Source organism: Phycisphaerales bacterium (genome assembly GCA_016716475.1).
In the GTDB taxonomy this organism is placed as follows: domain Bacteria; phylum Planctomycetota; class Phycisphaerae; order UBA1845; family Fen-1342; genus JADJWG01.
Genome location: JADJWG010000002.1, coordinates 1,072,296 through 1,098,080, shown reverse-complemented (window position 1 = coordinate 1,098,080; position 25,785 = coordinate 1,072,296). Strand labels below are relative to the sequence as shown.

Below are 25,785 nucleotides of genomic sequence, written 5' to 3'. Positions count from 1 at the left end.
AGGGTGCGACTTGTGCGCTCCGGCTCGTGGGGTATATTGTCCGATAGGATTCGCGAGGCCGGACCGTGTCGGGCGGCGTACGGCGCCGCGGCCTCCCGTGGGAGTGTACGCATGAAGAAGTTCAAGTGGTTCACGCTGATGGCGAGCGGTGCGGTGCTCATGCAATTCTCGGCCTGCGCCACCGACCTCACTTTCTACCTTGTCCAGGCCCTTGCAACGCAGGTCGTCAGCGCACTGCTGACCGGCGTGGCAGCCGGGACAGGCACGGCTTAGTCCGCCGGGCATGAGAATAGTGGGCGACCCCGCGCACCGCGCTTTCCCGCGCGCTGCCCGGGGTCGTCGTATGCGCAATACGCGTGATGGGTCGCAGGTCGAGGCGGTCAGCCCGCGTTCATGCTTCATGGGGTGCGGCTGCGGTTATGGAACCGCGGCATTCCCCGAATCCTACCCGGTAGCCGTCACCCGCACACCAGCCCGTCAGTGTCACGGTATCACCATCATCGAGCCACGTGCGCGTGATCCCGGGGGCCAACTGCAATGGCCGTGTGCCGCGTTCCGTAAGTTCAAGCAGGCAACCACGTGCGTCCGGCGCTGAACCACTGACTGTCCCACTGGCGAGCAAATCCCCCGGCTCCAGGTTGCAGCCGCCAACGGTGTGATGCACGAGCTGTTGAATCAGCGTCCAGTACATTCCGCGGAAGTTGGTCCGGCTGATGGTTGTGGGTGCGGCTGCACCAGCGGCTTGCAACCTCACCTCGAGGTGCAGGTTCCACGTTTGGGGGCCGCGGGTTTGCAGGTAAGGCAGAGGGGGCGGATCCTGGCGAGGGGCCTCGCATCGGAATGGTTCGAGGGCCGCCAGCGGGACCACCCACGGAGAGATCGTGGTGGCGAAGTTCTTGCCGAGGAACGGGCCCAGGGGTACGTACTCCCAGGCCTGAATGTCGCGCGCACTCCAGTCATTCACAAGCACGAGTCCGAACATCTGATTGGGTGCCCGGTTCATCGGGATGGGGCGTCCCTGTGCATTCCCCCGTCCGACGAACACCCCGACTTCCAGCTCGAAATCGAGTTGCCGTGAAGGTCCACAGGTTGGCGCGGTAGCGTCAGCGGGCAGGAATTGACCGGTGGGACGAACAATCGGCGCACCGCTCACGACAATCGAACTGGTACGGCCGTGGTAGCCGATGGGTAGGTGCAGGTACTGCGGCGGGAGCTTCGCTTCGGGCCCACGGAAAAGTCGGCCGACCGTTTCGGCATGTTCGCGCGAGGCGTAGAAGTCGGTGAAGCCGCCGGGACGTACCGGGCGACACAGCTCCACCGCCGTTTGGGGGATCAGGGCCATGTCGCGCAGCGCCACATCGTCACGCAGCAGCGCGACGTCGTGTCGCAACACGTGCGTGATCTGGGCGCGCGCCTCGTTCCAGGCCGCCGGGCCCAGCGCGATGAAGGCGTTGAGTGTCTCTTGGTCGAAAACGCGTTGGCCACGTAGCTGCGGACCGTCCAGGAGGCCACGCTCCGCCAGGACTGCGAGGTCGAGTACGTATTCCCCGATTGCGACGCCGACGCGCGGCAGCTCCCCCGGCTGGGGGATAAAGATCCCGTATGGCAGGTTCTGAATCGGAAAATGCGAATCCGGCGCTACGTCGATAAACGATCGCAGCGCCGGAGCGGGTGGACTCTGCATCGTGGCCTCGCAGCGGGTCGCACGTGCGGTGGATTGTGTGCTGGGCCGCGACCCGACCCCCGCGCCCGCGTTCCAGCGGACGCGGCGGCAGCGGGTAACCGCGGAGCGATTACTCCGATTCGGGCTTCGGCTGCTCAGACTCCGACTTGGGAGTATCCTCGGCCGGCGGGCTCGGCGGCGTCGGTGGTGTCGGTGGAGCCGGTGGGGGTGGTGGTTCCTTGCCGGGCGGGTATTCGATCTTCGCCTCGCGCTGAAGTTTCTCCGCGAACTCCCGCAGCGTCTCCTGGAGCTGCATCTCGCTTAATTGCGTCTTGATGCCATCGCGGGCTTCTTCGAAGGGGATCACGCGGGCTTCGCGCCGCTCCGTGGTCTTGATGATGTGATAACCGAAATCCGTTTCAACGAGATCGCTGATCTCGCCCACCTGCAGGGCATAGGCCGCAGCCGCGAACGGCTCCACCATGGCCCCTTGCCGGGGGAAGAAACCCAGGTCGCCACCCTGGCTCTTGGATGGGCAGTCCGAGTTATCTCGGGCCAGCGCTGCGAAGTCCGCACCAGAGGCACGGGCGTTGGCCAGGATCGTCACCGCTTTGTTACGGGCCTCAGCTTTCTGCTCCGGTGACATGCCTTGCGTGCTCACCAGCACGTGACTGGCGCGCACTTCCTCACGCTGGGTATAACGCGTGTCGCGCTCGGCATCGTAGAACTCGCGCGCCCGCTCATCCGAAATCTTGATCCGGTCAGGAAAGAGCTTCTCGACCAGGGCGGCGTAGCGGAAGTTCTGCCGGACATCCTGGGCGGCGGACCGCTCGGCCATGAACTCGTCCAGACTCTTGCCGGTCTGCTGCTGGATGCGGTCGGCGATTTCCTCGCGCGTCAGGCCTTGCGCCTTCATGTATTTCTGCAGGTCCTGTTCCATCCGCGCGCGGTACTCGTCGTCCGTGAATTTGATCTCGGCCTTTTCGACCTCGGCATCGAGCAGTTGGTTCACCACCAGTGTCTGCACGATCTGGTCGTGCACCTGCGCGAACATCGGCTCCATCATCGCGGGGTCAATACCCTGCGCCTTCAGTCGATCTTCGAAAAAGACCCGCACCGCGGCTTCGGTAATAATCTCACCGTTGACCCGCACGGCGACTTCGCTCGCCGCGTTGGTGGTCGGCGCGCCGGCGACTGGTGCCGGAGCCGTCGTGGGCGCACCCGCCGGCGGCGTGGGGGTGGGGGCCGGTGTGCCATCCTGGGCGATGGCCGGCGCCAGCGCCAGCCCGCAAGACAGCCACACGCACACCCGGAAGAACTTCTGCATGGAAAACACTCCTCGCGTTGAACCTTGCGCACCGCGCGCCTGCGCGTGCGCAGCACATCGCCAATCAGGGCGATGATCGGGCGAGTTTCGGACACCCAGCCCGTGGGGTCGGAACAGACTCGCCGGGCGGGAATCTTACGGCCGATTGTGCTTCCGTGGAAACCCCCCGCCCCGAACCGTTACCTGCGCCCCGCCACAAAGGCCATTTCGGCCTCGCGAACTGCTTCCAGGGCCTCCGCAGCGCTCTCTACCATCCGTAGGCGGTCCGGGAGCGAGGTGTTGAAAATCATTCCGAGCCGTGCCAGCAGCCCCAGGTGCTGACGCTCATCCTGCGCCACGATCAGGACAAAAAGGTCGGTCAAACGCCCGTCCGGAGCGCCAAATGGTAGCCCGGCCGGAATGCGGCCGAGACACACCAGCGGTTCAGCGGTCGCGTAGGGCAGGGGCCGGCGCGGGTGGGGGAACGCGATCCCCTTGGGTAGGGCCGTCGAGCCGAGCGCCTCGCGCTGCTCGAGTGCAGCAGTGATTTCCCCGCTGTCGTAGACCAACTCGGTGCGCTCGGCAACCCGAACTAGCTCCTTCAGCACCGAGGAGCGTGAGCGTGCCGCGAGGTTCAACTCGATGGCTTCCAAGGCCAGCCGGACGGAAATTGCAAGTTCATCATCGCATTCGTGGCTTCGCATGGCACGCTCGAGGTTACGAACGTGTTCCTCGTCGAGCCCGTGCATCTGTTGTTGCAGCCATTCAAGCATCTCAGCCCGGTTGAAACGCCAGTGCCCACCTACCAACTGACCGGGCAACACGCCCTTGTCGGCCCATTTCCGGACGATGCGCGCATCCATCCCGATGTGGCGCGAGAGTTCTTCAATGCTGAGATTGCCGAATGGCATGCCGTCAACCTGTACACTTCCCGCCGCACGCCACCTCCCTGCAGCGTACTCGGATCAGAACCAACCTGCGCTGCTATCGGCACCGGAACCGATGCAACGTCAAGTACTTTCTCTGTCTCCCCTTACGTAGATTTTACCGTGCCCGCGCCCGGATTCCAGCCCAGCACTCAGAGCCGCCCCAGACCCCGCAAGTAACCAACCGACTCCGCAATCCGGTCACAGACCAGCCGTTCGGTTTTCGTCTCGCCTTCAATTCCTTCGATCTCCAGCGTGCACGGTCCCGTAAAGCCAGCGTCATCAAGCACTTGGAAAGTCTCACGGAAACGAACCACGCCACGGCCCAAAGCAGGGAAATGCCAGCTACGGTAACCGCCGTTCGTCTCCTTCAGATGGACTGCTCCGACGTACTCCACAATCTGTTGCAGTTCCGCTACACCATCCACCTGATGGTTGTAGAAGAAAATGTTGGCCGTGTCGTAATTGATCCGTACATGGGGGTGATTCACCCCGCGCATGGTGGCGAGGGCTTCCGCGGCATTCGTCACCAGGTCCGGGTGCGTCTCCAACACGATTGTGACGCCGTGTTCTGCCGCCACCTCGCCCGCGGCGTGCAGCCGCTCATATACCGTCGTTTTCGGCGTCTCACCGGCCTTCACGGACACGAAGAGAATATTTGCTTCCAGGGCAGCACATACGGGCATCTGGGCAGCCACGCGCGCACGAACATCCGGCAAGCTGACATCACACGTCCCGTGCAGGGACGAAGCGCTAAGCCCATGGCGGAGTAGCAATGCGCGTGTGGCGGCGACGTCGTCCAATGCAGGCAGCGGGATTTCCACATGCCGCAGCCCGAGCCCCGCCAGGTGTTCGTAGGCAATGGTCTCAAATGGTGCGTAACTTGGAACACGGCAGGCAATCACACTGGGTGACATCGGCGGGCTCCTTGACCCCCCAGTCCAACCAATCCCCCCCGACGGCGCGGGTGGCTCGTGCGGCACGCAGCCGACACCCGCGGGGTCGCGGTTATATCCCAGCGCAGCGGCCGGGGTACGCGATTCCTTCGTGCTAGCGCACGACCCGGAAGACGAGGTACACAACTGCACCTGCGGTAATCGCCGATGACAGGGTCGTGATCCCCAAAGCGGTTTCGGCGCAGCCCGGGGCCTGGAAGAGGACGGCGCCACTCAGAAATGCATAGGCGAATTTCGTCAGGTGATTGCGCATGTTCGAGTCTCACTTCCGAATACAGGATACGAACTAGGATGAAACGGCGGCCGCGCCGCCCGCTGTGGCGCAAACTATTGTCCGCAGCGGCGTTTCCGTCAACCGGGGACCAAGACGGCAGTGGGGACCCCGTGGTGGCTGCCGCTGACAAGTTACGACCAATAGCGTTCTTTGACAGCACCACACGACGGTGATACCAAATGGGGGTACTGGGTCGATTGGATTGGTGCAACCCGCACCGTTGGGCGGAACAACGCGCGACCGGGGGTGGCGTGACCGCCGACCGTGGCCGGGGCTACGGAAAAACACAGGAGAGTCAGCGTATGCGTCGTAGAGTGCTTGTGCTATCGGTGTGCCTTCTCGCGTGGGGTTGGAGTGCGGTGGCCGAAACACCGCTGATTCCGCGGTCTGTCCTGTTCGGTAATCCCGATCGTGCCAGTGTACGACTGAGCCCGGACGGAAAGCAGCTATCCTATCTCGCGCCGCTGGACGGGGTGTTGAACGTGTGGGTCGCGCCTGTGGACGACCTTGCGGCCGCACGGGCCATCACGCGCGACAAGGGCCGCGGCATACGGGCGTACTTCTGGGCGTACACGAACCAGCACGTGGTGTACCTCCAGGATCGCGATGGTGACGAGAACTGGCGGATCTACGTGGTGGACCTCCGCAGCAACGAGGTGTGTGACCTCACTCCTGAAAGCGGCGTGCAGGCCCGGATCCAGGAAGTTTCGCCGAAACACCCGGAGGCGATTCTAATCGGGCTGAACGATCGGGTCCCACAACTGCACGATCTCTATCGCGTCAACCTCAGCACCGGGGCGCGGGAACTGGTCGAGAAGAACGAAGCCGGCTACGTGGGCTACCTCACGGACGACGACTACTCCGTGCGTTTCGCCATTGGCATGACGCCCGACGGTGGCAGCGAGTTCTTTCAGCGGGGTACTGACGGTTGGTCCTCTTTCGCGCAGATCAGCCAGGCCGACAGCATGACGACGAACCCCGTCGGCCTCAACGCAACCGGTGATGTGCTTTACATGATCGACAGCCGGGGACGGGACACTGCGGCGCTCATGGCGGTGCAACTGGCGGACGGCAGCGCGCGTCTCATCGCCCAGGATCCGCGGGCTGACGTAAGTGACGTGATGATCCACCCGACGCGTAAAGAGATCGAAGCGGTCGCCGTGGAGTACGAGCGGCGCGAGTGGCAGATTCTCGACGCGGGGATCAATGCTGACGTTGAAGTGCTGGCCCGGGTGGCTGATGGCGAATTCGACGTCGTCAGCCGCACACTCGACGATCGGCAGTGGCTCGTGGCCTACGAGCTCGACAACGGCCCGGTGCGGTACTACCACTACGACCGCGGCACGCAGAAGGCCCGCTTCCTCTTCACGAACCGTGCGGCCCTGGAAGGGTTGCCGCTTGTACAGATGCACCCGGTGGTCATTCCCGCGCGCGATGGCCTGAAACTGGTCAGTTACCTCACCTTGCCGGCGGGCAGCGCGGCCGAAGGCACGACCCGCCCGCAGCAGCCCGTGCCGCTGGTGCTCTTCGTGCATGGGGGGCCTTGGGCCCGTGACTCCTGGGGTTACAACCCATACCACCAGTGGTTCGCCAATCGCGGCTACGCGACGCTGTCTGTGAACTTCCGAGGCTCCACGGGCTTTGGCAAGAATTTCGTCAACGCCGGCGACCTCGAGTGGGGCCGGAAGATGCACGACGACCTGATCGACGCGGTGGAGTGGGCGGTGCGGGAGGGCATCGCGCCGGCTGACAGGATCGCGATCATGGGCGGCAGCTACGGGGGCTATGCGGCCCTCGCCGGCCTGACTCTCACCCCGGACCGCTTTGCCTGTGGCGTCAGCATTGTCGGCCCATCCAACCTGCACACGCTGATCGAGTCGGTCCCGCCGTACTGGAAGCCACTGCTTGACATGTTCATGAGCCGTGTGGGCGACCCACGCACCGAGGAAGGGCGCAAGCTGCTGTCCGAGCGTTCCCCGCTTACGCATGTGGAGAAGATTGCGCGCCCGCTGCTCATCGGGCAGGGTGCGAATGATCCGCGTGTCAAGCAGGCCGAGTCCGACCAAATCGTGCAGGCGATGGAAGCGAAGAACATCCCGGTGACCTATGTGCTCTTCCCCGACGAAGGCCACGGCTTCGCCCGCCCCGAGAACCGGCTGGCATTCAACGCGGTAGCTGAGGCCTTCCTGGCCGAGCACCTCGGAGGCCGTTTTGAGCCGATCGGTGACGCCTTCGCCGGCTCGAGCGTCCAGATTCCCAGTGGTGCCGGCGGTGTGCCAGGGCTCCGCGCGGCGCTCGAAGCGTTCCGTACCGAGGACAAGTAGTCCACGATCCGTTGTGAAAAGGGCCCTCCGTTGAGGCGGCCGCGCTGCTCGTTGACCGCGCAGCGCGGCCGCCCTATCGTGCCGCTGGAGCGTGCGGTGAAGGCCGCCCCGCGCACCCGGCGCGGGTACTCGCCGCTGCCCGTTCGCGAGGGTGGCCGGATGGATCGACGCACATTTCTGGCGCTGGGGGCTGCGGGGCTGGCGGCCGTATCAGAGCAGGTCGTGCCAGCGCTGGCCGCGGGACCCGTGGCGCCCGACGAACCCGAGGGCGCGCCGCCAACTCCGTTCAAGCTGAAGTATGCACCACACTTCGGCATGTTTACGGAGCATGCCGGCGATGATCTGCTCGACCAACTCCGCTTCATGGCCGACGAGGGTTTTCTGGCCCTGGAGGATAACGGGCTACTCGGACGTCCGGTCGAGCTTCAGGAGCGTATTGGCGCGGAACTATCCCGGTTGAACATGACGATGGGAGTCTTCGTGGCCTACGCAGAGTGGAGCCAGCCGACGATGGTGAAGGCCGACGCCGACATCCGCCAGATGCTCATCACCCAGATGCGCACCGCCGTAGCGGCAGCGCAATGTGTGGGCGCCCGCTGGTGTACCGTCGTCCCCGGACCGTACGACGCTCGACAGGCGTTTGAATACCAAACTGCGAATCTGGTGGACCATCTCAAGGCGTGTGCGGAGGTGTGCGCGCCGGCCGGTCTCACCATGGTGTTGGAGCCGCTCAACCCGCGCGATCATCCGGGGTTGTTCCTCACGCGAATCCCGCAGGCCTACGCGATCTGCCGCGCCGTCGGCAGTGCCGCCTGCAAGATCCTCGACGACCTTTACCACCAGCAGGTCACCGAGGGGAATCTCATCCCCAATATCGACCGCGCCTGGGACGAAATCGCCTACTTCCAGGTCGGTGATAACCCCGGCCGCAAGGAGCCCACTACCGGCGAAATCAACTACCGCAACATCTTCCGACACCTGCACCGCAAGGAGTTCGCCGGTGTCGTCGGCATGGAACATGGCAAGTCCGGCGGTGGCCGCGCGGGTGAACGGGCGGTAATCACGGCCTACCGACAGTGTGATGCGTTCGATGAGTGACGGTGGGTCGGAATCGCCAACTCCTGGCGTCACCCCGCACTGGTGCGGGCCGTGGATGCCAGAGAGATACCACGCTGTGGAGCACATCATGAATCCCGGATCGACACCCGCGGCGAGTCCGCTCTCGCGGCGAGATTTCCTGCGCACTTCGATGGCGGCTGCGGCTGCCACCGTTGCCGGCGGCTGCGCATCATCGGCGACTTCCCGTACCGACCGTGCCGCCACCACCGCGCCCCGGGCGGCCGTGATCCATGTTGATCCGAAGCCGCTGCCGCTGCGCGTCGGGTTGATCGGCTGTGGTGGACGTGGTACCGGGGCCGCGCTCGATTGTGTCATGGCTGCGCCAGACATCACCGTTGTGGCCATGGGTGATCTCTTCGCCGACCGACTGGCTTCCAGTCGCAGCTACCTGGCGGAGAAGCTCGGTCCGGCTTTTGTCGCGACGGACGAAACTTGCTTTATCGGTTTCGACGCTTACCGCGGGGTGCTTGCGGCCGACATCGATCTCGTGCTGCTTGCAACGCCGCCACACTTTCGCCCGTTGCACCTCGCGGCCGCCATTGAAGCGGGTAAACACGTCTTCATGGAAAAGCCGGTGGCGGTGGATCCGGTCGGGGTGCGGAAGGTCCTTGCGGCAGCGGCTCGGGCGGAGGAGCGCGGTTTGGCGATCGTCGCGGGGACACAACGGCGCCACCAGCCAAGCTATGTCGAAACGCTGCAGCGCATCCACGCCGGGGCGATCGGCGAACTCGTTGCGGGGCAGTGCTACTGGAACCAGGGCGGCCTGTGGAATTTCGCGCGCCAGCCCGAATGGAGCGACATGGAGTGGCAGTGCCGCAACTGGCTGTACTTCACGTGGCTCTCGGGGGATCACATCGTCGAACAGCACATGCACAATCTCGACGTTATGAACTGGGCTATGGGCGGCCCGCCGGTCAAGGCACTCGGAACTGGTGGCCGGCAGTGTCGCACCTCCCCGGAGTATGGCAATGTCTATGACCACTTCGCCGTCGAGTACGAATACGCCAACGGCGCCCGCGTGCTGAGCATGTGCCGCCAGATCGACGGCACGTCCACGCGCGTTTCGGAGCGCCTGGTTGGTACTGCTGGCACGGCGGATCCGAGTGGCGAGATCTTCGGTCCGCGGGCATATCGCTTCGAGGACGCTGACCCACCTGTGAATCCCTACGTGCAGGAGCACGCCGACCTCATCGCGAGCATCCGTCGCGGCGCTCCGCTCAACGAGGGCCGTCAGGTAGCTGAAAGTACCCTCACGGCCATTCTTGGCCGTATGTCGGCCTACACCGGTCGCGAGCTGAGCTGGGAATGGGTGCTGAACAGCTCGCAGCTCGATCTTACGCCGCCGCACTACGAGTTCGCTGAACTGCCGGTCGAGGAGATTGCCCACCCCGGCCAGACGAAGTTGTTGTAGGTCTACCGCGCGGGTACGCAAGACGGGGGCCCACTGGCTGGCCGTACAGGTGGACCGATGAAGAAGACTTTCAAGCTCTGGCGTGTTGCGGTCGCAGTGCTGGCCATCGTTTCCGTATCCGCCACTGTCGCATACTACCGCGGGGTGCTGCAACCGTTCGGGATCTACCGTCCCACGAATTCGATCATGGTCCTGGCACCGTATCGGCACGCGGGAACCTGGGTGTTTGATGATGCCGCCGTAGGTCTTACGCGGGAGCCATTTGTGTCCGGCATTCCCGCGATTATCGACGACATGGTGAAGAGCATTCCAGACGCGGACGCGGGTTTTCGCCTGCTGTTCTCAGCGCAGCCGTTCCCCGGTCATACGCATCAGTTGACCTGGTTACGGGCCGATCAGGGTGGCAACTGGTACTTCTGCGAGCAGCTCGAGCAGGAAGGGTGGCTCTGTCCGGCGCTGTTCCGCTATTACCGCGAGGCGCCACGGACATTTTACGCCAAGGCCGAGCCGAAGTAGCCCGGCCGTGTGCACTTCCGATCCTGCGCGGAGTGTGCAATACGCACTGCACGGGCGAGCTCTCCTTGTGGGGGGAGCAGCGCGGCCGGCGGTAGGGTGGCCTATCCTTCGCGCGACGGTAGTACCGGCAGGGGCACTCCGCGGCGGTCGGTCTGTGTGTTGGGCGCGAACTGTGCCGGGGGCATGAGCAGTCGCCGTGGAACTTTTCGTCCGCGGCGTCGCTGCGGGCCGGACTCGTCACCGTTCTCGACCTGCCGGTCGCCGGACTTCCGGTGTGCGCCCGGCCTTGCATTGCGGGCGGTGCTGTGGCCATTGAGCTTCGCGCGCGCCGCGGCCCCCTTGCGCGCGTCCTGCGGACCGTGGGTGCGAATGTACGAGTCGAGGTGCTCCGGTGCCGTGAAGTGCTGCTCCCAGCCGTAATCTCCCGAGTGATAGTCGCAGTTCTCGGTTGAGTAGTCCCGGCAGATTTGTGGTCGCGTATCGTAGATGCCGCAGAGGTGATCGTCGCGCAGGTGTCGGCAGCGGGTCTGAAATGCAATGAACCAGGAACCGTCCTCGACGAAGACACTGACGTGCTCGTGAATCAGGAACCAGCGCAGATCCTCGAACTCCGCGTGGGTTTCGGGTTCGTCAATCGGCAACGCGATGTAGTTACAGCACGCGGCCGTGCAGTGCTCGCACAGAATCCCGGGCATGCTAACCTCCAAGCTCGGGCACAGGATCGTTCCGGGGGAGTATACCACGCACGTTGACCGGCGCGCCTCGCGCGCGGTGCGGTGCCCCGCGAGACTACCGCTGTCCAGAAGCACTGGCCGCTTCACCGTTGGATGCGGATCTCCCGGAAGTGGATCTCCGTGCCCTCCGACTGGAGTCCGATCCAGCCCGGGACCTCGAGCACGTCGCTGGCCTCGTTGACCAGTTGCCCATTGATTCTCAGAGCGATGCGCCCACCGTCCACGAGGATGTCGTACTCGTTCCACTCGCCGACCGGCCGTTCGGCTGCGACCAGCTTCCGCGTGTTGCGGCCCTGCGTGCGGTCGGGCTCGGTTTGCATCGGGAAATCGCCGATGTTCCAGAAGTCCCCGGCGTTGCCGTGCTGAAGCTGGGCCTCGACACAGCGCGGCCAGACCTTCTCCTCGCCGATGACGCGCAGCAGCACGCCGCTGTTGCCGGCCTGCTGGGTCGCCGGATTCCAGCGCCACTGCAGTGTCAGGCGGAAGTTTGTAAACTGCTCTTTCGTACGGAGATAGCCGGCCGGCTGTCCCTTGCAAATGAGGATGCCGTCTTCGACGCGCCAAACGTCTTCCATTTTCGTGCCATCGGGGAAGTAAGCTGTCCAGCCGGCCAGGTCGCGCCCATTGAACAACAGCACGCCGGTGTCGGCCGGCTCCTTGGAGTCCAGCGCGGTGAGCAGGTGCCGCCGGGTTGCGCGGTACGCGGTGACGTCGCGCTCGTAGTCGTCGAAGCCGCGGAAGACGGCCTGGACGAGTTCGGCCGCGCGTTGCGGGTGATGCATTTTCAGCATACGCAGCAGGGCGGCGTCCTCCAGACCGATGCGATGAGCTTCAAAGCGTTGACCGGAGAGCGGGCCGTCCGGTCCAGGGTAAAGGACATGCGAGTCACCGGCCGGCAGGAAGTTCGGCGGACCATCGCCATGCGGCACGACGCTCTGTTCGAAGGGGTCGACGCCGGGGCGGTAGTGATTCAGGCCCCAGTGCAGGAAGCCGTCGAGGTCGCTCGCCTCCAGCGACCAGCCGAGCAGCACAGGCCGCAACCGCTCCTGGTCAAGGAGGCGGTTGAGCCACGGACCACCGGGAATCAGGCAGGTGTAGATCCACACGCCATCACCGGCCTGCCTGCGGGCGTCGAAGAACGCACGGTTGCGCTGGTACTCCTGAACCTGCGGGCACCAGACGTCCACCGCGCCGACCAAAGCGAGCGACATGGTGGCTTCGAAGATCCGTACACCCGGCATGTGGGTTCGCACTTGCTCCGCCAGGGCCTTGTAACTTGTGGCGTTGGTGTCGGTGGGTTCGTCCGTAAGGTGCTGGAGGTAGCGAACAGACGGTGGTGGGTTGAGTTCCGCGAGGGTGCTCCGGAGCGCGACGAGGAAGTCGGCGAGTTCGGCGCGCCCGGCGTCGCTGGTTACATCACTGCCGGTCAGAAAGAAGTCGAGCCGAGGAGAATCCCAGTTGCCACCGTGTCGGTGAGCCAGGTGGCCGCCTTCCAAACAGGTGAAGCCGCGATCGAGGAAAATTTGTACGTAGCGTGCGAGGCGCTTGGAGTCGAGTTGTGGAGCACCCGAGTCGGTGCGCGCGGTGAAATCACTCTAGCGAACCCAGAACGTGTTCTGTCGTCCACGGGCCATCAGGTCGGCATAGCGGCCGAGCATGTTCCAGAACGGCTCGCTCCACGGTTCGAGTCCGTGGCGTTCCGCGATGACCGCGGGACTGAACCAATTGGTGTAGCCGTGCTGCTGAGCGCGAAGCGGCGGAACGGTGACGGGGTGGACGGTCAGTTCCCATTGCAACGAGTGGCGCCAACCTCCCGATGCAATGTCCAGCGTGTAGTTACGCGTGCCTGGGGCGTTTTCCGGACTGAGCGGCACCTCGACACGCAGGGCCAGCACGCCGCTCGTGCCGACCTTCAGAGACTGATCGATGGGGCGGAGGACTTCAAATACGCGGAACGGCGCCCTGCGGATGACGTGCGGGTTAGGTTTCTTGTCCCAGCTCTCGGTACGGCTGCTGAGACCGGTATTCTGCTCCACGGGAACATCGAGAAGCTGGAATGCGCGGGCGTCCGGGACCGGTGTCCCATCGATCCGGAGCTGCCAGGTCAGGGTGGCATCCGGAGAAAGCCCTGTCACGAGCGCATGCACGCCGGCCGGGACGCCCCGCGGGGTGTTACTCGCCAACCGCTGGGTACCGGTGGTGGCGTCCGTGTCGGGGTAAAGGATGTCCAGCTCATCGAAAAGCGCGGCGCGCTGGGCGAAGGCGGGGGTGATCATCAGGCCGAGCAGCAGCAGTAGGCAATCATGGCGCATGGCGGGTCTCCCGGGGGCAGGTGCTACGGGTGGCATTCTACCCGCTGGTCGAGGTTGATGGGACGAGATCGGTCCGGTCAATTCGGGAGCCGCGCTTGAAGCAACCAGCGGGACGCGTAGGATTGGGAGTGGCCGAGGTGTCCGCTCTCAGGTTGATCCCATGGATGAGCGTGAGGAGAATCTGCTGCATGCAGCGGTGAGAGGAGAGCGGGCTGCGCTCGAGGAATTGCTCTTGACACACTACGACCGGCTGGCACGCTTCATCGTGCCGAAGCTGCCACCGGAGTTGCGCGGCAGTGTAGGGGTCGAAGATGTCCTGCAGGAAACCTTCGTGCGGGCCGCACAGGGGATCACGCAGTTCGCGCCGGCGGGTCCGGATGCGTTCTTCCGGTGGCTCGCGCGGATCGCTGAGCATCGGTTGATCGACCTGTTGCGCGCACAACGAACGGCGAAGCGCGGTGGCGGCCGGGCTGCGGCGCAACCGGCCGAATGGGAGACTTCACTCGTGGACCTGCTCGGTCAGTTGGCGGGTCACGAACGGACGCCGAGTCATACGGCTGCGCGGCAAGAGGCGGTCGAAGCGGTTCAGGTACAACTCGAACAACTACCCGAAGATTACCGTACGGTGCTGCGCCTGCGCTATGTCGAGGGGTTGCCGGTGGCCGCCATCGGGGAGCGCTTGGGGCTCACGAAAGCGGCGGCGCAGATGTTGTGCCACCGGGCGTTGCGGCGTATGCGGGATTTGCTGGGGCCGGACTCAAGCTACCTGAGTCGCAAGGCGTGATGGTCACGGACGCGGACACCACCAGGTAGATTGTGCCGCGCGGCGGATGGTGGGCGAGTCGATGAATGCACCGCGGAGCGAGCCGGATCCCATTGAGCGCTCCACACGTGTGCGCGCCGTGGCGCGGGAGTGTATTCGAAAGCGCGCGGCCGGAAACACCCTCTCGGACGACGAAGTTCTCGCCGCCCACGCGGATCTCCTGCCGGAGCTGAAAATTGAACTGCGCAAGCTGGCGGCGATCGAAGGGGCCCTGGAGCGCGCCGCCCTGCCACGCGTCCCGTCGGCGGTGGAGACGGGCACGAACCCGGATGAGAACGTGGAGGGATTCATCGGCGCCTTGCCGGGATATACGCTGCTGGGCGAGATTCATCGCGGCGGCCAAGGCGTGGTGTACCTGGCGATGCACGCGGCCACCCGGCGTGAAGTGGCCATCAAGGTGCTGCGCGAGGGACCATTCGCCGGGGCTGATGAGCGGGTGCGCTTTGAGCGCGAAGTGCAGATCCTTGCGACGCTGAAACACCCCAACATCGTGACCATTCACGACAGCGGTAGTGTGGCAGGTCGACATTACTTCGTGATGGACTACATCGCGGGTCTGCCCTTCGACGAATATGTGCAGCAGCGCACCGCGCAGGCAGGTACGCTGCCCACCGCGCGGCAGCAGCGGGAGGAGAGCGAGCACATCCTGGCCGTGTTTGGCAAGCTTTGCGACGCAGTGGAAGCGGCGCACCTGCGCGGTGTGATTCACCGGGATCTCAAACCCAGCAACGTACGCGTGACGGAAAATGGCGAGCCGCACGTGCTCGATTTTGGCCTGGCGAAACTAACCGGCACGCAGGCCGAGGCGACGGACGAAGTGACGATGACCCGCAGCGGGCAGTTTGTCGGGTCACTGCCGTGGGCAAGCCCCGAACAGGCGGCCGGGCGGCGTCACGAGTTGGACGTGCGCACCGACGTTTATTCACTGGGAGTCATGCTGTATCAGGCCCTGACCGGTCACTTTCCATACGAAGTGCGTGGCCCACTCCACGAAGTGATCCAGAACATCCTGTCCGTGGAGCCGCGGCGACCACGCTCCCTGCACACGGGCATCAGCGACGAGCTGCAGACGATCGTGCTGACCTGCCTGAACAAGCAGCGCGAGCGTCGGTACGGCTCTGCGGGTGAGCTGGGGCGCGACCTGCGGCGTTACCTTGCTGGTGCACCGATCGATGCGAAACGCGATAGCGGCTGGTACGTGCTCCGCAAGACACTTGCGCGGCACAGAGCGGTAGCAGCGGTGGCCGCTTCATTTTTCGTACTTACCGTCGCGGCGGCGACCACGTTCGCCCTGCTGTACCGATCGGCCGCCCGGGAACGAGTACGGGCAGAGCGGGCGTACCAGGTCGCGGACCACGGCTTTCGCCTTGCGGAGGACCGGGCCGAGCAGCTCCGCCGAACCGCCTATTTCAACACCATCGCCCTGGCACAGGCGGCCCTTGAGGCGGAGAACACGCTGCGTCTGAGCCAACTGCTGGAGGAGTGCCCCGAGGACCTGCGCGACTGGGAGTGGCACTACCTTCGTCGGTTTACCGATACCAGTGTGGGCACTCTCCTGGGGCATACGCTGGAGGTGCGCGCCGCAGTGTTCTCACCGGATGACACCCTGGTTGCATCGGCGGCCGTAGATCGCACGATTCGGATCTGGAGCACGGCGACCGGGATGGAATTTCGGCTGCTCACCGGCCACGAGATGAGTGCGAACGCCGTCGCATTTCTACCGGACAACGAACGGGTTGTCTCCACCAGCAATGACAATACGGTCCGGTTGTGGAATGTACGAACAGGTGAGCTGCTCGAAGCGTGGCGCGGGCATACGGCCAACGTCAACGGCGTCGCCGTTGCTCCGGATGGCAGGATCATCGCATCGGCCAGCAGCGACGGGACCATACGCCTATGGAACCCTGCGACTGGAGAATCCGGCGTCCCGCTAACTGGGCATACAGAGCGAATCCGGTGTATCGCGTTCTCTCCCGATGGTGCCTACCTCGTCTCGGGGGGTGAGGATTCGACGGTCCGGCTGTGGTCCGTGTCTGGCAGTCACGAGGTGCGAACCATTGCCGGCCACGGCGGCGTAGTGCGGGCCGTGGCGTACAGCCCCGATGGACAGCTCATCGCATCGAGCAGCAACGATACGAGTGTCCGGCTCTGGAATCCGGCCACAGGCGCGGAGGTCGACGTGATTGCATGTCACCCCGAATTGCCCGGTGGTATTGCCTTCAGCCCGGACAGGCGGCACCTGGCGATTTGCCTGGGGCTCGTGATTCGTGTGTGGGACCTGGAGGAGCGGCAATTCGTCGCGACCCACTATGGCCACATTGCGGCTGTTCATGCTGTGGCCTTCTCGTCGGATGGAGCGTGGCTGTGTTCGGCCAGCGCCGACGGCACCGTCAGGGTGTGGTCGGCCACGGATTCGCAGCCATCCACGCGATTACAGGTGCATACGGATCTCGTGCGTGGTGTCGCGGTGTCGCCAGATAACCAGCAGGTGATCTCCGCAGGACGCGACGGCGCCATTCGCGCCACGGATGTGGAGCGTACCGAATCGCGCCGGATTGCTCGTCAGCCGCTGGGAAACATCGATGCGCTGGCGCTCAGTCACGATGGAAGGCGCAGCGCGACCGGTGGCTTTGACGGCAAGGTTTTCGTCTGGGACATGGATACGGGCGCCCTGCTGCATCGCTTGGAGGGGCACAGCCAGAATATCTTCGGCCTGGCCTTCTCGCCGGATGACCACCTGCTTGCCTCCACCGGTTTCGACGGCGAGATTGTGCTTTGGGATGCCGATCGCGGGGTAATCGTACGCCGTGTTTTCAGCGGTTCGGAACGGTTATATCGCGTGACCTTCTCACCGGATGGAGCACAGGTCGCAGCGGCGGGATCGGATGGCGTGGTACATCTCTGGGACCCGGTGTCAGGGGAGGAGGTCGGACGGCTCGAAGGTCACGAGGGGATCGTCATAGCGGTCGCGTACTCGCCGGATGGGGCGATGATTGCCACAGGTGGTCATGATCGGACCGTGCGTATTTGGGATGCGTGTAGCGGTGCGGCGACACATCTGTTGAGGGGGCACCGGGGGTACGTGCAGAGTCTCACCTTCTCTCCGGATGGTCGGCGGCTGGCTTCAGGGGGCTACGACGGCCAATTGTGTCTCTGGGATCCGTGGTACGGCAGGATCGCGCTGTCATTCCGGGCACACAGCGGGGGCATTCTGGGTTTGGCATTCTCGCCGGACGGGCACTGGCTCGTATCTGCCAGTAACGACACCTCGCTCCGCCTTTGGCGAGCCAAGCCGCGCCGGGGGCACGGCGGAGCCCCAATCCCGCACTGAGAACAGAGATGCAGTAGGGGGGGCCTCCACTCTTCAGGGGGTCCCTCCAACCGATTGGGCCGGAACAGCCGGAAATTTCCTCCATTTCGCGCGAAAGGGTTGCTCGTGGTTCACGTTTCAGGAGTGGGCCGGGTGCTGGAGACCAGGCCTCCGGGGGCATGTTCGGGCCCTAAATGAATGGTGCAACCCAAGGAGCAGCAGATGATGCGGATGCGAAGAATGCAAGCGGCGGTGGCCCTGTGTGCCGTGAGCGCGCTCACGATCGCGGCACAGGCGGACAGCCCTGTCGGCCGCGCGTTTACCTACCAGGGAGAATTGGCACAGGGTGGTGTGCCGGTCCACGGCAACTGCGATTTTCAGTTCAGGTTGTGGGATGCCGCGGTTGGCGGACTGCAGGTCGGCGCGATGCACGCGCTCGACAACGTGGCGGTTGTGAGCGGGCGCGTGACGGTGCTTCTCAACGATGCCGACCAGTTCGGTGCGTCGCCGTTTGATGGGAAGGCGCGTTTCCTGGAGATTGCCGTGCGATCGCCATCGGGCGCGGGTGTGTTCACGACACTGTCCCCGCGCCAGGAGTTGACCCCCGCGCCCTATGCCAGTGGGTTGAGTCTCCCGTTCCTTGGCGTTTCCGACGACAATCTCGGCAGCGTGTTTGAGATCGTCAACAACGATCTGGGCTGGGCGGGCGTGTTCCGCAATAACAACCCGGCCAATACCGACGCGACGTTGAACGTTACGTCCATGGGGGGGCCGGCCGGGCAGTTCCTCAACGATGGCGGCGGTCTGGCACTGAGCGCAACCGCGATCGGAACCGCCGATGCGGTGAGTGCCGAGTCATTCAGTGGTCGGGCGGTGTATGCACGCATCCTTTCGGCCGCGGCCCCGGCGCCGGCGACGGCGGTGCGAGCCCTGAACCTCTCGCTCCAGCCGGGCACGACCGGCGTGTGGGCGACCAGTGCAGGCAGCGGTACCGGCGTGCACGGCCAAAGTCTCAGCGGCCGGGCGGTGTTCGGCGAAACCCTCAGTGATTTCGGATTTGGTGTCTACGGTAGTGGCGGTGGCCTGATGGGTATCGGTGTGTATGGAATTCACCCCGCCCTCGTCGGTGATGCTCCGGGTGTCGATGGCGTCACCAATTCCGCCTCGGACGGTGCCGCCGGTGTCCGTGGCCGGGCCACTTCAGATCATACGGCTGGCACCCGGACCTACGGAGTGCTCGGTACGAGTGCCGCATTTATGGGTGTCGGAGTGCGAGGTCAGGGCCGCACAGGTGTCGAGGGCATTGGGCAAAACCGGGGTGTTTTCGCCACGGCCAGCAACACGGGCGGCCATGGTGTGCGTGCTGAGGCAACCTATGGCGTCTGGGGTCTGGGCAATGACGGTGGTGCGGGTGTGGTAGGGGAAGCCGGAAACGGTTCGACTTATGGCGTGTGGGCTATCGGAGCGGGCGGGCGGCTGAACCAGCCGGCATTGCGAGCCGATGGCGGCAACGGTCCGGCCGTCTATGCAATCGGCGGGCGCGCGATTGAGGGTGAAGGTACCGAATTCGGTGTTCGAGGCATCACCTGGAGCCCGACGGGCGTGGGTGGCACTTTCGCGAATCCCGGCGGTGGAACCGCCTTGCATGTTGACGGCCGGGCAGAGGTCGATGGGACGCTGTCTGTCAACGTACTGGAGATCATGGGTGGCGCCGACCTTGCGGAGCGCTTCGAGTTCGATGAGGAGGCCGAGGCCGGCATGGTCGTCGAGATCGATCCCGATCAGCCCGGCAAGCTGCGAGTCTCACGCACGGCGTACAACAAGCGAGTCGCTGGTGTCATCAGCGGCGCCAACGACCTTCAGGCCGGCATCGTGCTCGGTGACGGTCCGGCCGGCGAGCGTCATCGACCGGTGGCCATGTCCGGGCGTGTCTGGGTCCGGTGTGACACTCGTATGCAAGGTGTCGAGCCCGGCGACCTGTTGACGACCTCCGACCTGGCGGGTTTCGCCAAGCCGGTTGGGAACCGGGCTCAGGCCGACGGGGCGATCATCGGCAAGGCCATGAGTCGGCTGCCCCAGGGTGAAGACGGGCTCGTGCTGGTGCTCGTGAACCTGCAGTAGACGACAAACGCGACGTGCGGCCGGCGCGCTGGGCGCGCCGGCCTGCATGCGAGGAGATCAAAGATGCGTGCTTCCCGTGCCCTGTTGTGCGGCCTGTGGGTGACCTGCGGCGGCCTGTTCATGGCCCAGGCCGATACCCCCGTCACGGGCATGCCCGTGCCCGAGTTGGCTCTGTTCGACAACCTGATGGTGCAGTTCATGGAAGACAATGACATTCATTCCGGCCTGCTGGCGGTGATGCGCGATGGCGTCATTGTGTACCAGCGTGGCTTCGGCTGGAAGGATGCGGACAAGACGATCCCGCTGCGACATGACGCGGTGGCCCGTATCGCGAGCATTACAAAGCCATTCACGGCGGCGGCCATCCAGCGCCTGTATAGCACCGGCCACCTCGATCCCGACGACATCGTATTCAACCTTGGCCAGCCCGGTGGCGGCCTGCTGTCGTACGCCGCGTTCGATGGTAACGGACTCGTGCAGTTCCCGAATATTCCGGACAGCCGCATGCAGGACATTACCGTGCAACAGATACTCTCTCACACCAGCGGATTGCCCTCGAACGCGGTGGCCGACCCGATGTTCCAGGAGATCACCATCGCCAACGCTTTCAATGATGCCGACCTGCCGACCGGGAACCCGCCCGGACGCACGCGACATACCCAATGGGTGCTGGGACTGACGCTGGCGAGTGACCCGGGTGGCACGGTCGCGTACTCAAACTTTGGCTTCATGGTGCTCGGACAGGTGATCGAGGCCGTTAGTGGAACGAATCACCTTACGTACGTGCGCAACAACGTGCTCGGTGGGATCGCCTGGTTACCCATCACGGAAGTCGTGGCCGGCCGGACCTTCGAGGTCGAACTGGATCCGCGCGAACCGTACTACGCGAACACGCAGATGGCCACCAACGTGTTCGATCCGAATGGTCCCCAGGTGCGCCGGGCACACGGCGGCTATCACCACGAGCTGCATTTCGCGAGTGGTGCGTTCGCCACGAGCACGACGGCACTGCTGCACCTGGCCGAGAACTATTATGTGCAGGCGGAGAATTTCGGGGGTGGGAGCGCGTTGACCTACGGCGCTCTTACGAATGGTGTCCGCTCCACGCGTTCACACGGCGGACTGTTGTGGGGCACCGACACGTCGCTACGCCAACGCTCGGACGGAGTAAATTTCGCGGTGATTTTCAACGCTGGCGGGCCGGGGACCAATTTCGGGGGGCAGATGCGCGATCTGCTGGACGGTGTGCTCGACGGGGGTGGCTTCACCTGGCCGGACCAGGGCGTGGATGGGCAGTGGGTGGATTTCTCCGCCGGGATGGGCGACGGATCGTACGAGTTTCCCTGGGCGGATTTGGGGGTCGCGCTTGGGAGCAGCCCTGCGAAGGCCACCCTCAATCTCAGAGCCAGCGTCTCCGACTGGACCGGCGTCATCAATCAGCGGGTGCGGCTGCGCAACCCGCAGAACGGTGTGGCGCGCATCGGACAGCAGTAGAACCAATCATTTCCGAGACACGAGGAGCTCTCTGTGTATGCCCGGATGAAAACTCGAACCGCTCTGGCCGGTGTCATGGTCGCACTGCTGCCGGTTGCAGCCACTGTCCCGGCTGGCGCACAACCCATCCAGGGGATGCCGGTCCCCGAACTGGCGATCTTCGACCAGCTCATGTCCAACTTCATGGCCGCCAATGATATTCAGGCCGGTCTGCTGGGCATCATGCGGAACGGTGTCATTGTTTACCAGCGCGGCTTTGGATGGCAGGATCAGGACAACACAGTTCCATTGCGCCACGACGCCCTGATGCGGCTTGCGAGTTGCAGCAAACCGATTACAGCCGCAGCCGTTCAGCGGCTGATCGCTTCGAACGCGATTGCCGGCACGGACAATGTCTTCGACCTGGGTCAGCCGGGCGGTGGGATTCTGCCGTTGCCCCCTATTGGGCCGCTCGCGGATGCCCGCTACAACCAGATCCAGGTGCTGCACCTGCTCGTGCACACCAGCGGGCTACCGAGTAATCAGCCGCCGGATCCGACCTATCAGGAAGTCATGATTGCGGATGATCTGGGAATTGCGAGTCCACCCGGCCGGGTGAACACGATGCGCTGGATCATGGGCAACCGCGCCCTGAGCAGTAATCCGGGGGTGCAGCGCAGCTACTCGAATGTGGGCTTCCTCGCGGCGGGCCTGTTGGTGGAGCAGGTCACCGGCCAGAGCCATCTCGATTATGTCCGGCAGAATGTCTTTGGACCGGCCGAGTGGCTACCGGTGACCGAAGTGGTGCGTGGCCGCACATTTCCTGTGAACCGTGATCCACGTGAGCCGTGGTACGACGACGATACGCTGGTAACCAACGTGTTCGATCCGGACGGCGACCCGGTGCGGCGACCAGATGGTGGCTGGGATCACGAGTCCCGGGTCGGTCAGGGCGGCTTCGTAGCCAGCACGACCGCGATGCTGCACCTCGCCGAGCTGTACTACATCAGTGATCAACAAAACGGCAACACGACCTACGGCACGCTGGTGAACGGTAACCGCCAGTATCGCTGGCACAACGGGTCCATGCCCGGGGGAACGATGTCGATGCTCGTGCAGCGCCCGGACGGCGTGAACTACCTCGCGGTATTCAATAAGAACGGTACGGATGTGAATAGCCCTGATCCATCGAACCCCGTCAGCTATCACTTCGCGATCCAGGCGTTGATGGACGCGCAGATCAACGCCGGTGGCTTCACCTGGCCAACCCAGGGAGTCGATGGGCAGTGGGTCGATTTTGCTGGAGCGTTCCCGGGCGAGGGCTCGTTTGAAATCCCTTTTGGTGCAATGTCCTCCGCACTGGCCGCGAGTCCCCCCGAGGCCACGCTGAACATCAAGCCGGGTACGACAGTCTGGACCGGTGTGTTGAATCAGCGTGTGCGGCTGCGGGCGCCGCTTGCGGGGGTGGTTCGTATCGGGCAGCAGTAGCAGCCGTCGGGACGCTCGGAACGATCGTTGCCGAGCCGCGAAGTGGTCAGGGGGGTGCCGCGCAGGTTCAGAGCTGAGTGCGGTATCACGGGCGGCGCTTGGACGAGTGCGCAAGGGGTATCGCAGTGGCGCGTTGTGATTGCGGGAGTGACCATCGCAAAGGAGATCGTGCTGATCGACTTGGGGCGACCGGGACGTACGACGCAATCCCGAATAACGCCGCGGGGGCTATAGCCAGTACTGTAGCTGGTAGGGGCGCTTTTCAGCGCCCGGCGTTGCGCGCGCGTGCACGACAAGGGGAGTGTGGTAGCACGGGTGACAATCGCGAAAAACGCCTAGCACGTCGCGTGAATACACCCGCCGCTGAGACGCAATTCCTCATGGGCCCAGTTGGATTCGAACCAACGACCGGCAGATTATGAGTCCGCTGTCGGGCTCCGCCGAAGTTGGCGTTAGTGCTGACGGGGACAGCACTTATGAGCGTTCCACGGAACTGGCCGAGCGGCGGCCCGACGGTACTCCCGACGGTATGCCGACGGTTGCCGACCCCGAGCTTGCCGAAGTGCTCACCGCGTGGCCGAGCTTGGCCGAACCGATCCGGCGGGCGGTGCTGGGCCTGGTGCGGTCGGTACGAACGGGGGACGGCCGGTGACAACCACGACCCCACCGCGGCGATGTTCGGTCTGCGGCAATTTTTTTGTACAACCCTGCCAGAACCCGCGGGCAACGTGCTCCCCCGACTGCGCGGGCAAGCTCAGGCGGGAGAAAGTTACTGGCTGGACTGCCAGGAAGCCAGCCCACCGCGACCCGACGCCTATGGAAATTGCCGCGGCCTGCTTGCTGATTCAAGCGTCCTGGTCGGAGGAAGAACGGCTCGCGCGCATACAGGGCGAAGCGCGCTGGGGCAAAATTTCCGGCGCTTAGGTTCTTCCAGAGCCCCCCCCGGGTGTTGCGAACAAGTGGTGCAAACTTGCACACAAAAAAGGGGGCGCAATGTCCGAAATAATAATCGGCCCTGGTGGCCTGAAAACGCGGATTCGTCTAGACATTGGTAGCGCGAGCTACACTTCCGTTATCATTTTCGACCGCGAGCGGCAGAATCAGGGGGTAGTAGCGTCTGGTACATACGGTAGTTGACGGTACACCTTGCGGGGTGTACATTATTGGCCATGGCAACGCTTATTACAGAATGGCTAGTGCGGCGAATCAAGGGGCAACCCCTCGCCCGGGTGGCCCGTGGTGCTGTGGTTTCGCGTACTACGCTGCGACGCCTGCTAGAGGGCCGGGGATGTTCAGTCGCAACCGGTGAAAAACTGTTGGCATATTTTGGCAAAAGTGGGGCGGCAGAGAAAGGTAACAAGTGAGAGAAAAGTACAAGCTGAACGCTGACGGCGACGTGGTTCATGCCACTACTGGCGCGCTATTTTCAGAGCGCGCAGTAAAGCCAGTTGGGGCAGAGAAGGGAAGTGTCATGACAAAGCAACCAGTTGACCCGATTGCAGTGCTAGCAGACTTCCTCGCGCGCGAAGCAGCCCATGGCGCTTCGGCACGCACTGCAATGCGCGCATTGACCGACAAGCAACGCCGAACACTGAACAAAAACGGTGGCGACGGGCGAATCAAGGCGGCGCTGCGGTACTTCGAGCGGGGTGCCTAATGACCAACATTATTGCCCCCACGAAACGGCGCGCGTCGGCGGCACCTGCCACCATGGCGCCCGTGGCGATCGACCCGCTGGAGGCGCTGCGAGCGCACGCGGCGCACGAACGCGAGTGCGCGCGAATCGACGCGGAGTTAGAACGCGCTGCGGCGCGCGATGCGTGGCACGCTGTAGTGGCCTTTCTCACTGGCAAAACTGCTGATTCTGCGGCCGCGGCCGATGCGATTGCCCACCTCTCACTAGACGATGCTGCCCTTGCTTCCGCGGCAGATGCCTTGCGCGAACGCGAGCGGCTGGCCAAGATTGCCGGCGAGGTTGACGCGCTCGAACACGCGCGGGCTGCTGCTGCGGCGGCCGTGGTGAATTTCAACAGAACTGCCGCGCTTGAAATGGCCAGACTGAAGAAGGAGTCTGTTGTAGCAAGCGCGCGCAAGCAAACGGCGGTAGCCGCCCGGGACGAACTCGATAAATGGCCTGCGCGTCACCCGCAGCTTGCCGCGGCGCTCGCCGACCAGCCGACCAACTAAACAGCATTGGCTCGGGCTGTTGCCCTGGCGCGCCCGCGTGTGTGTCCATCACCGCGGGCGCGTTTTTTTGTGCTGGCAGTCTGTCGCCAGAATGCTATATTTTTGTGCGGCGGGTAGCTCCCGCCCACCACGCCAACCGCGCTGGCGCCGACTGTGAACCCGGCGCCTCGCGGTGTGGCTTTGAGGTTCACACCAATGAAAACAATTAGAGCAATCCGGGGCGCGGCGCTGGACGCCCTCAACACGTTGTGCAAAATAAGGCACGATTTCGCCACCGAAGCTGGGGTGGAACCAGCGCTGGTGTTTCGGGCTGACGATGTTGCAGACGTGCCCACCGCGGTAATGGGTGCCGCGCTCGCGGTGAGCGCTAATTTTACTCGCGCCGTCCGTCCAGTGGTCGCGATGTTTGTAGACTCGCCAGCGGGAAGCGTGGTGCTGCCAGCGCTTGCCAGTGTCGAGCGTGCCATTTCTGGCCTGGCCAGCGCGGCGGCTGGGCTGCGTGGGTGGAACTTTAGGCGCGAGCTTGACCGCACTTTTGAGGCAGTGAACGCCCTGTTGCCATTGCTGAACCTTGAAGCGGCAGAAATTGAAATTGCACCAACGCCAGATATAACTCACCCACCAAAACGACCCGCCGCTGAAGCGGCCGCGGCCGCTTACAGGTGGGCGGTTGAGAATCTGCCCGCTGCCCGCGCTGGCGACTTCAAAAGTGTGCATCGGGCTCTGTTGGCGGTTCGCAACCTGCCCCATTGCGCGGAACACGCAGACGGCGTGCCGGACTCGCCTCAAACTTTTGCTCGCTACTGCCGCGCTGCGGGCATCAAGCGGCGCGGCGGCGCCGT

General features: G+C 64.0%; 22 protein-coding genes. 13 read left to right on the top strand and 9 right to left on the bottom strand.

Features of this window, described 5'->3' with window-relative positions:
- Positions 1–111: 111 nt before the first annotated feature.
- Complete coding sequence (locus IPM18_12185) at positions 112–273, top strand: hypothetical protein (GenBank protein MBK9120342.1); 162 nt, start codon at positions 112–114, stop codon at positions 271–273.
- Between the two features lie 118 nt (positions 274–391).
- Here the strand turns inward: IPM18_12185 and fahA are convergent, their stop codons facing one another.
- The 5 genes from fahA to IPM18_12160 all read right to left on the bottom strand — a co-directional run bounded on the left by fahA (position 392) and on the right by IPM18_12160 (position 5,104).
- The gene (gene fahA / locus IPM18_12180) at positions 392–1,684 is read right to left on the bottom strand and encodes a fumarylacetoacetase (GenBank protein MBK9120341.1); all 1,293 of its coding nucleotides are present in this window, start codon (positions 1,682–1,684) and stop codon (positions 392–394) included.
- Positions 1,685–1,793: 109 nt separating this feature from the next.
- Positions 1,794–2,990, bottom strand: a complete 1,197-nt coding sequence (locus IPM18_12175; protein MBK9120340.1) for a peptidylprolyl isomerase — start codon at positions 2,988–2,990, stop codon at positions 1,794–1,796.
- 179 nt (positions 2,991–3,169) lie between these two features.
- Complete coding sequence (locus IPM18_12170; protein MBK9120339.1) at positions 3,170–3,880, bottom strand: PTS sugar transporter subunit IIA; 711 nt, start codon at positions 3,878–3,880, stop codon at positions 3,170–3,172.
- A gap of 167 nt (positions 3,881–4,047) precedes the next feature.
- Positions 4,048–4,812: a sugar phosphate isomerase/epimerase gene (locus IPM18_12165; protein ID MBK9120338.1), complete on the bottom strand. Its 765-nt coding sequence runs from the start codon at positions 4,810–4,812 to the stop codon at positions 4,048–4,050.
- Between the two features lie 133 nt (positions 4,813–4,945).
- The gene (locus IPM18_12160) at positions 4,946–5,104 is read right to left on the bottom strand and encodes a hypothetical protein (protein MBK9120337.1); all 159 of its coding nucleotides are present in this window, start codon (positions 5,102–5,104) and stop codon (positions 4,946–4,948) included.
- 323 nt (positions 5,105–5,427) lie between these two features.
- On the opposite strand from IPM18_12160, the gene IPM18_12155 reads away from it, so the two are divergent.
- The 4 genes from IPM18_12155 (at position 5,428) to IPM18_12140 (ending at position 10,495) form a co-directional block, all read left to right on the top strand.
- Positions 5,428–7,449, top strand: coding sequence for a S9 family peptidase (locus IPM18_12155; GenBank protein MBK9120336.1), 2,022 nt, complete (start codon positions 5,428–5,430; stop codon positions 7,447–7,449).
- Between the two features lie 159 nt (positions 7,450–7,608).
- Positions 7,609–8,547 carry a TIM barrel protein gene (locus IPM18_12150; GenBank protein ID MBK9120335.1) on the top strand — a complete coding sequence of 313 codons (939 nt, stop codon included), beginning with the start codon at positions 7,609–7,611 and terminating at the stop codon, positions 8,545–8,547.
- An 88-nt stretch (positions 8,548–8,635) separates the two neighbouring features.
- Entirely contained in the window at positions 8,636–9,979 is a 1,344-nt protein-coding gene (locus IPM18_12145; GenBank protein ID MBK9120334.1) for a Gfo/Idh/MocA family oxidoreductase, read from the top strand.
- A 186-nt stretch (positions 9,980–10,165) separates the two neighbouring features.
- Positions 10,166–10,495, top strand: a complete 330-nt coding sequence (locus IPM18_12140; protein ID MBK9120333.1) for a hypothetical protein — start codon at positions 10,166–10,168, stop codon at positions 10,493–10,495.
- 101 nt (positions 10,496–10,596) lie between these two features.
- On the opposite strand, the gene IPM18_12135 is transcribed toward IPM18_12140, so the two are convergent.
- The 3 genes from IPM18_12135 to IPM18_12125 all read right to left on the bottom strand — a co-directional run bounded on the left by IPM18_12135 (position 10,597) and on the right by IPM18_12125 (position 13,541).
- Positions 10,597–11,190: a YkgJ family cysteine cluster protein gene (locus IPM18_12135; protein MBK9120332.1), complete on the bottom strand. Its 594-nt coding sequence runs from the start codon at positions 11,188–11,190 to the stop codon at positions 10,597–10,599.
- Positions 11,191–11,312: 122 nt separating this feature from the next.
- A complete protein-coding gene (locus IPM18_12130) occupies positions 11,313–12,725 on the bottom strand; it encodes a DUF1080 domain-containing protein (GenBank protein ID MBK9120331.1) in 1,413 nt (470 codons plus the stop codon).
- 99 nt (positions 12,726–12,824) lie between these two features.
- Entirely contained in the window at positions 12,825–13,541 is a 717-nt protein-coding gene (locus IPM18_12125; GenBank protein ID MBK9120330.1) for a hypothetical protein, read from the bottom strand.
- A 160-nt stretch (positions 13,542–13,701) separates the two neighbouring features.
- Here IPM18_12125 and IPM18_12120 point away from each other — a divergent pair, with 160 nt between their 5' ends.
- The 8 genes from IPM18_12120 to IPM18_12085 all read left to right on the top strand — a co-directional run bounded on the left by IPM18_12120 (position 13,702) and on the right by IPM18_12085 (position 24,943).
- Positions 13,702–14,325, top strand: coding sequence for a sigma-70 family RNA polymerase sigma factor (locus IPM18_12120; GenBank protein MBK9120329.1), 624 nt, complete (start codon positions 13,702–13,704; stop codon positions 14,323–14,325).
- Between the two features lie 61 nt (positions 14,326–14,386).
- Positions 14,387–17,695 carry a serine/threonine protein kinase gene (locus tag IPM18_12115; GenBank protein ID MBK9120328.1) on the top strand — a complete coding sequence of 1,103 codons (3,309 nt, stop codon included), beginning with the start codon at positions 14,387–14,389 and terminating at the stop codon, positions 17,693–17,695.
- A 201-nt stretch (positions 17,696–17,896) separates the two neighbouring features.
- Positions 17,897–19,795 carry a hypothetical protein gene (locus IPM18_12110; GenBank protein ID MBK9120327.1) on the top strand — a complete coding sequence of 633 codons (1,899 nt, stop codon included), beginning with the start codon at positions 17,897–17,899 and terminating at the stop codon, positions 19,793–19,795.
- A 63-nt stretch (positions 19,796–19,858) separates the two neighbouring features.
- The gene (locus tag IPM18_12105; protein ID MBK9120326.1) at positions 19,859–21,289 is read left to right on the top strand and encodes a beta-lactamase family protein; all 1,431 of its coding nucleotides are present in this window, start codon (positions 19,859–19,861) and stop codon (positions 21,287–21,289) included.
- A gap of 45 nt (positions 21,290–21,334) precedes the next feature.
- Positions 21,335–22,756 carry a beta-lactamase family protein gene (locus IPM18_12100; GenBank protein ID MBK9120325.1) on the top strand — a complete coding sequence of 474 codons (1,422 nt, stop codon included), beginning with the start codon at positions 21,335–21,337 and terminating at the stop codon, positions 22,754–22,756.
- Between the two features lie 418 nt (positions 22,757–23,174).
- Positions 23,175–23,408: a hypothetical protein gene (locus IPM18_12095; GenBank protein ID MBK9120324.1), complete on the top strand. Its 234-nt coding sequence runs from the start codon at positions 23,175–23,177 to the stop codon at positions 23,406–23,408.
- A gap of 708 nt (positions 23,409–24,116) precedes the next feature.
- Positions 24,117–24,413 carry a hypothetical protein gene (locus tag IPM18_12090; GenBank protein MBK9120323.1) on the top strand — a complete coding sequence of 99 codons (297 nt, stop codon included), beginning with the start codon at positions 24,117–24,119 and terminating at the stop codon, positions 24,411–24,413.
- Positions 24,413–24,943, top strand: a complete 531-nt coding sequence (locus IPM18_12085) for a hypothetical protein (GenBank protein ID MBK9120322.1) — start codon at positions 24,413–24,415, stop codon at positions 24,941–24,943. Before IPM18_12090 ends, IPM18_12085 begins: the two co-directional genes overlap by 1 nt.
- 48 nt (positions 24,944–24,991) lie before the next feature.
- On the opposite strand, the gene IPM18_12080 is transcribed toward IPM18_12085, so the two are convergent.
- Positions 24,992–25,660 (bottom strand): hypothetical protein, encoded by a 669-nt coding sequence (locus tag IPM18_12080; GenBank protein ID MBK9120321.1) that lies wholly within the window; start codon positions 25,658–25,660, stop codon positions 24,992–24,994.
- Positions 25,661–25,785 lie beyond the last annotated feature (125 nt).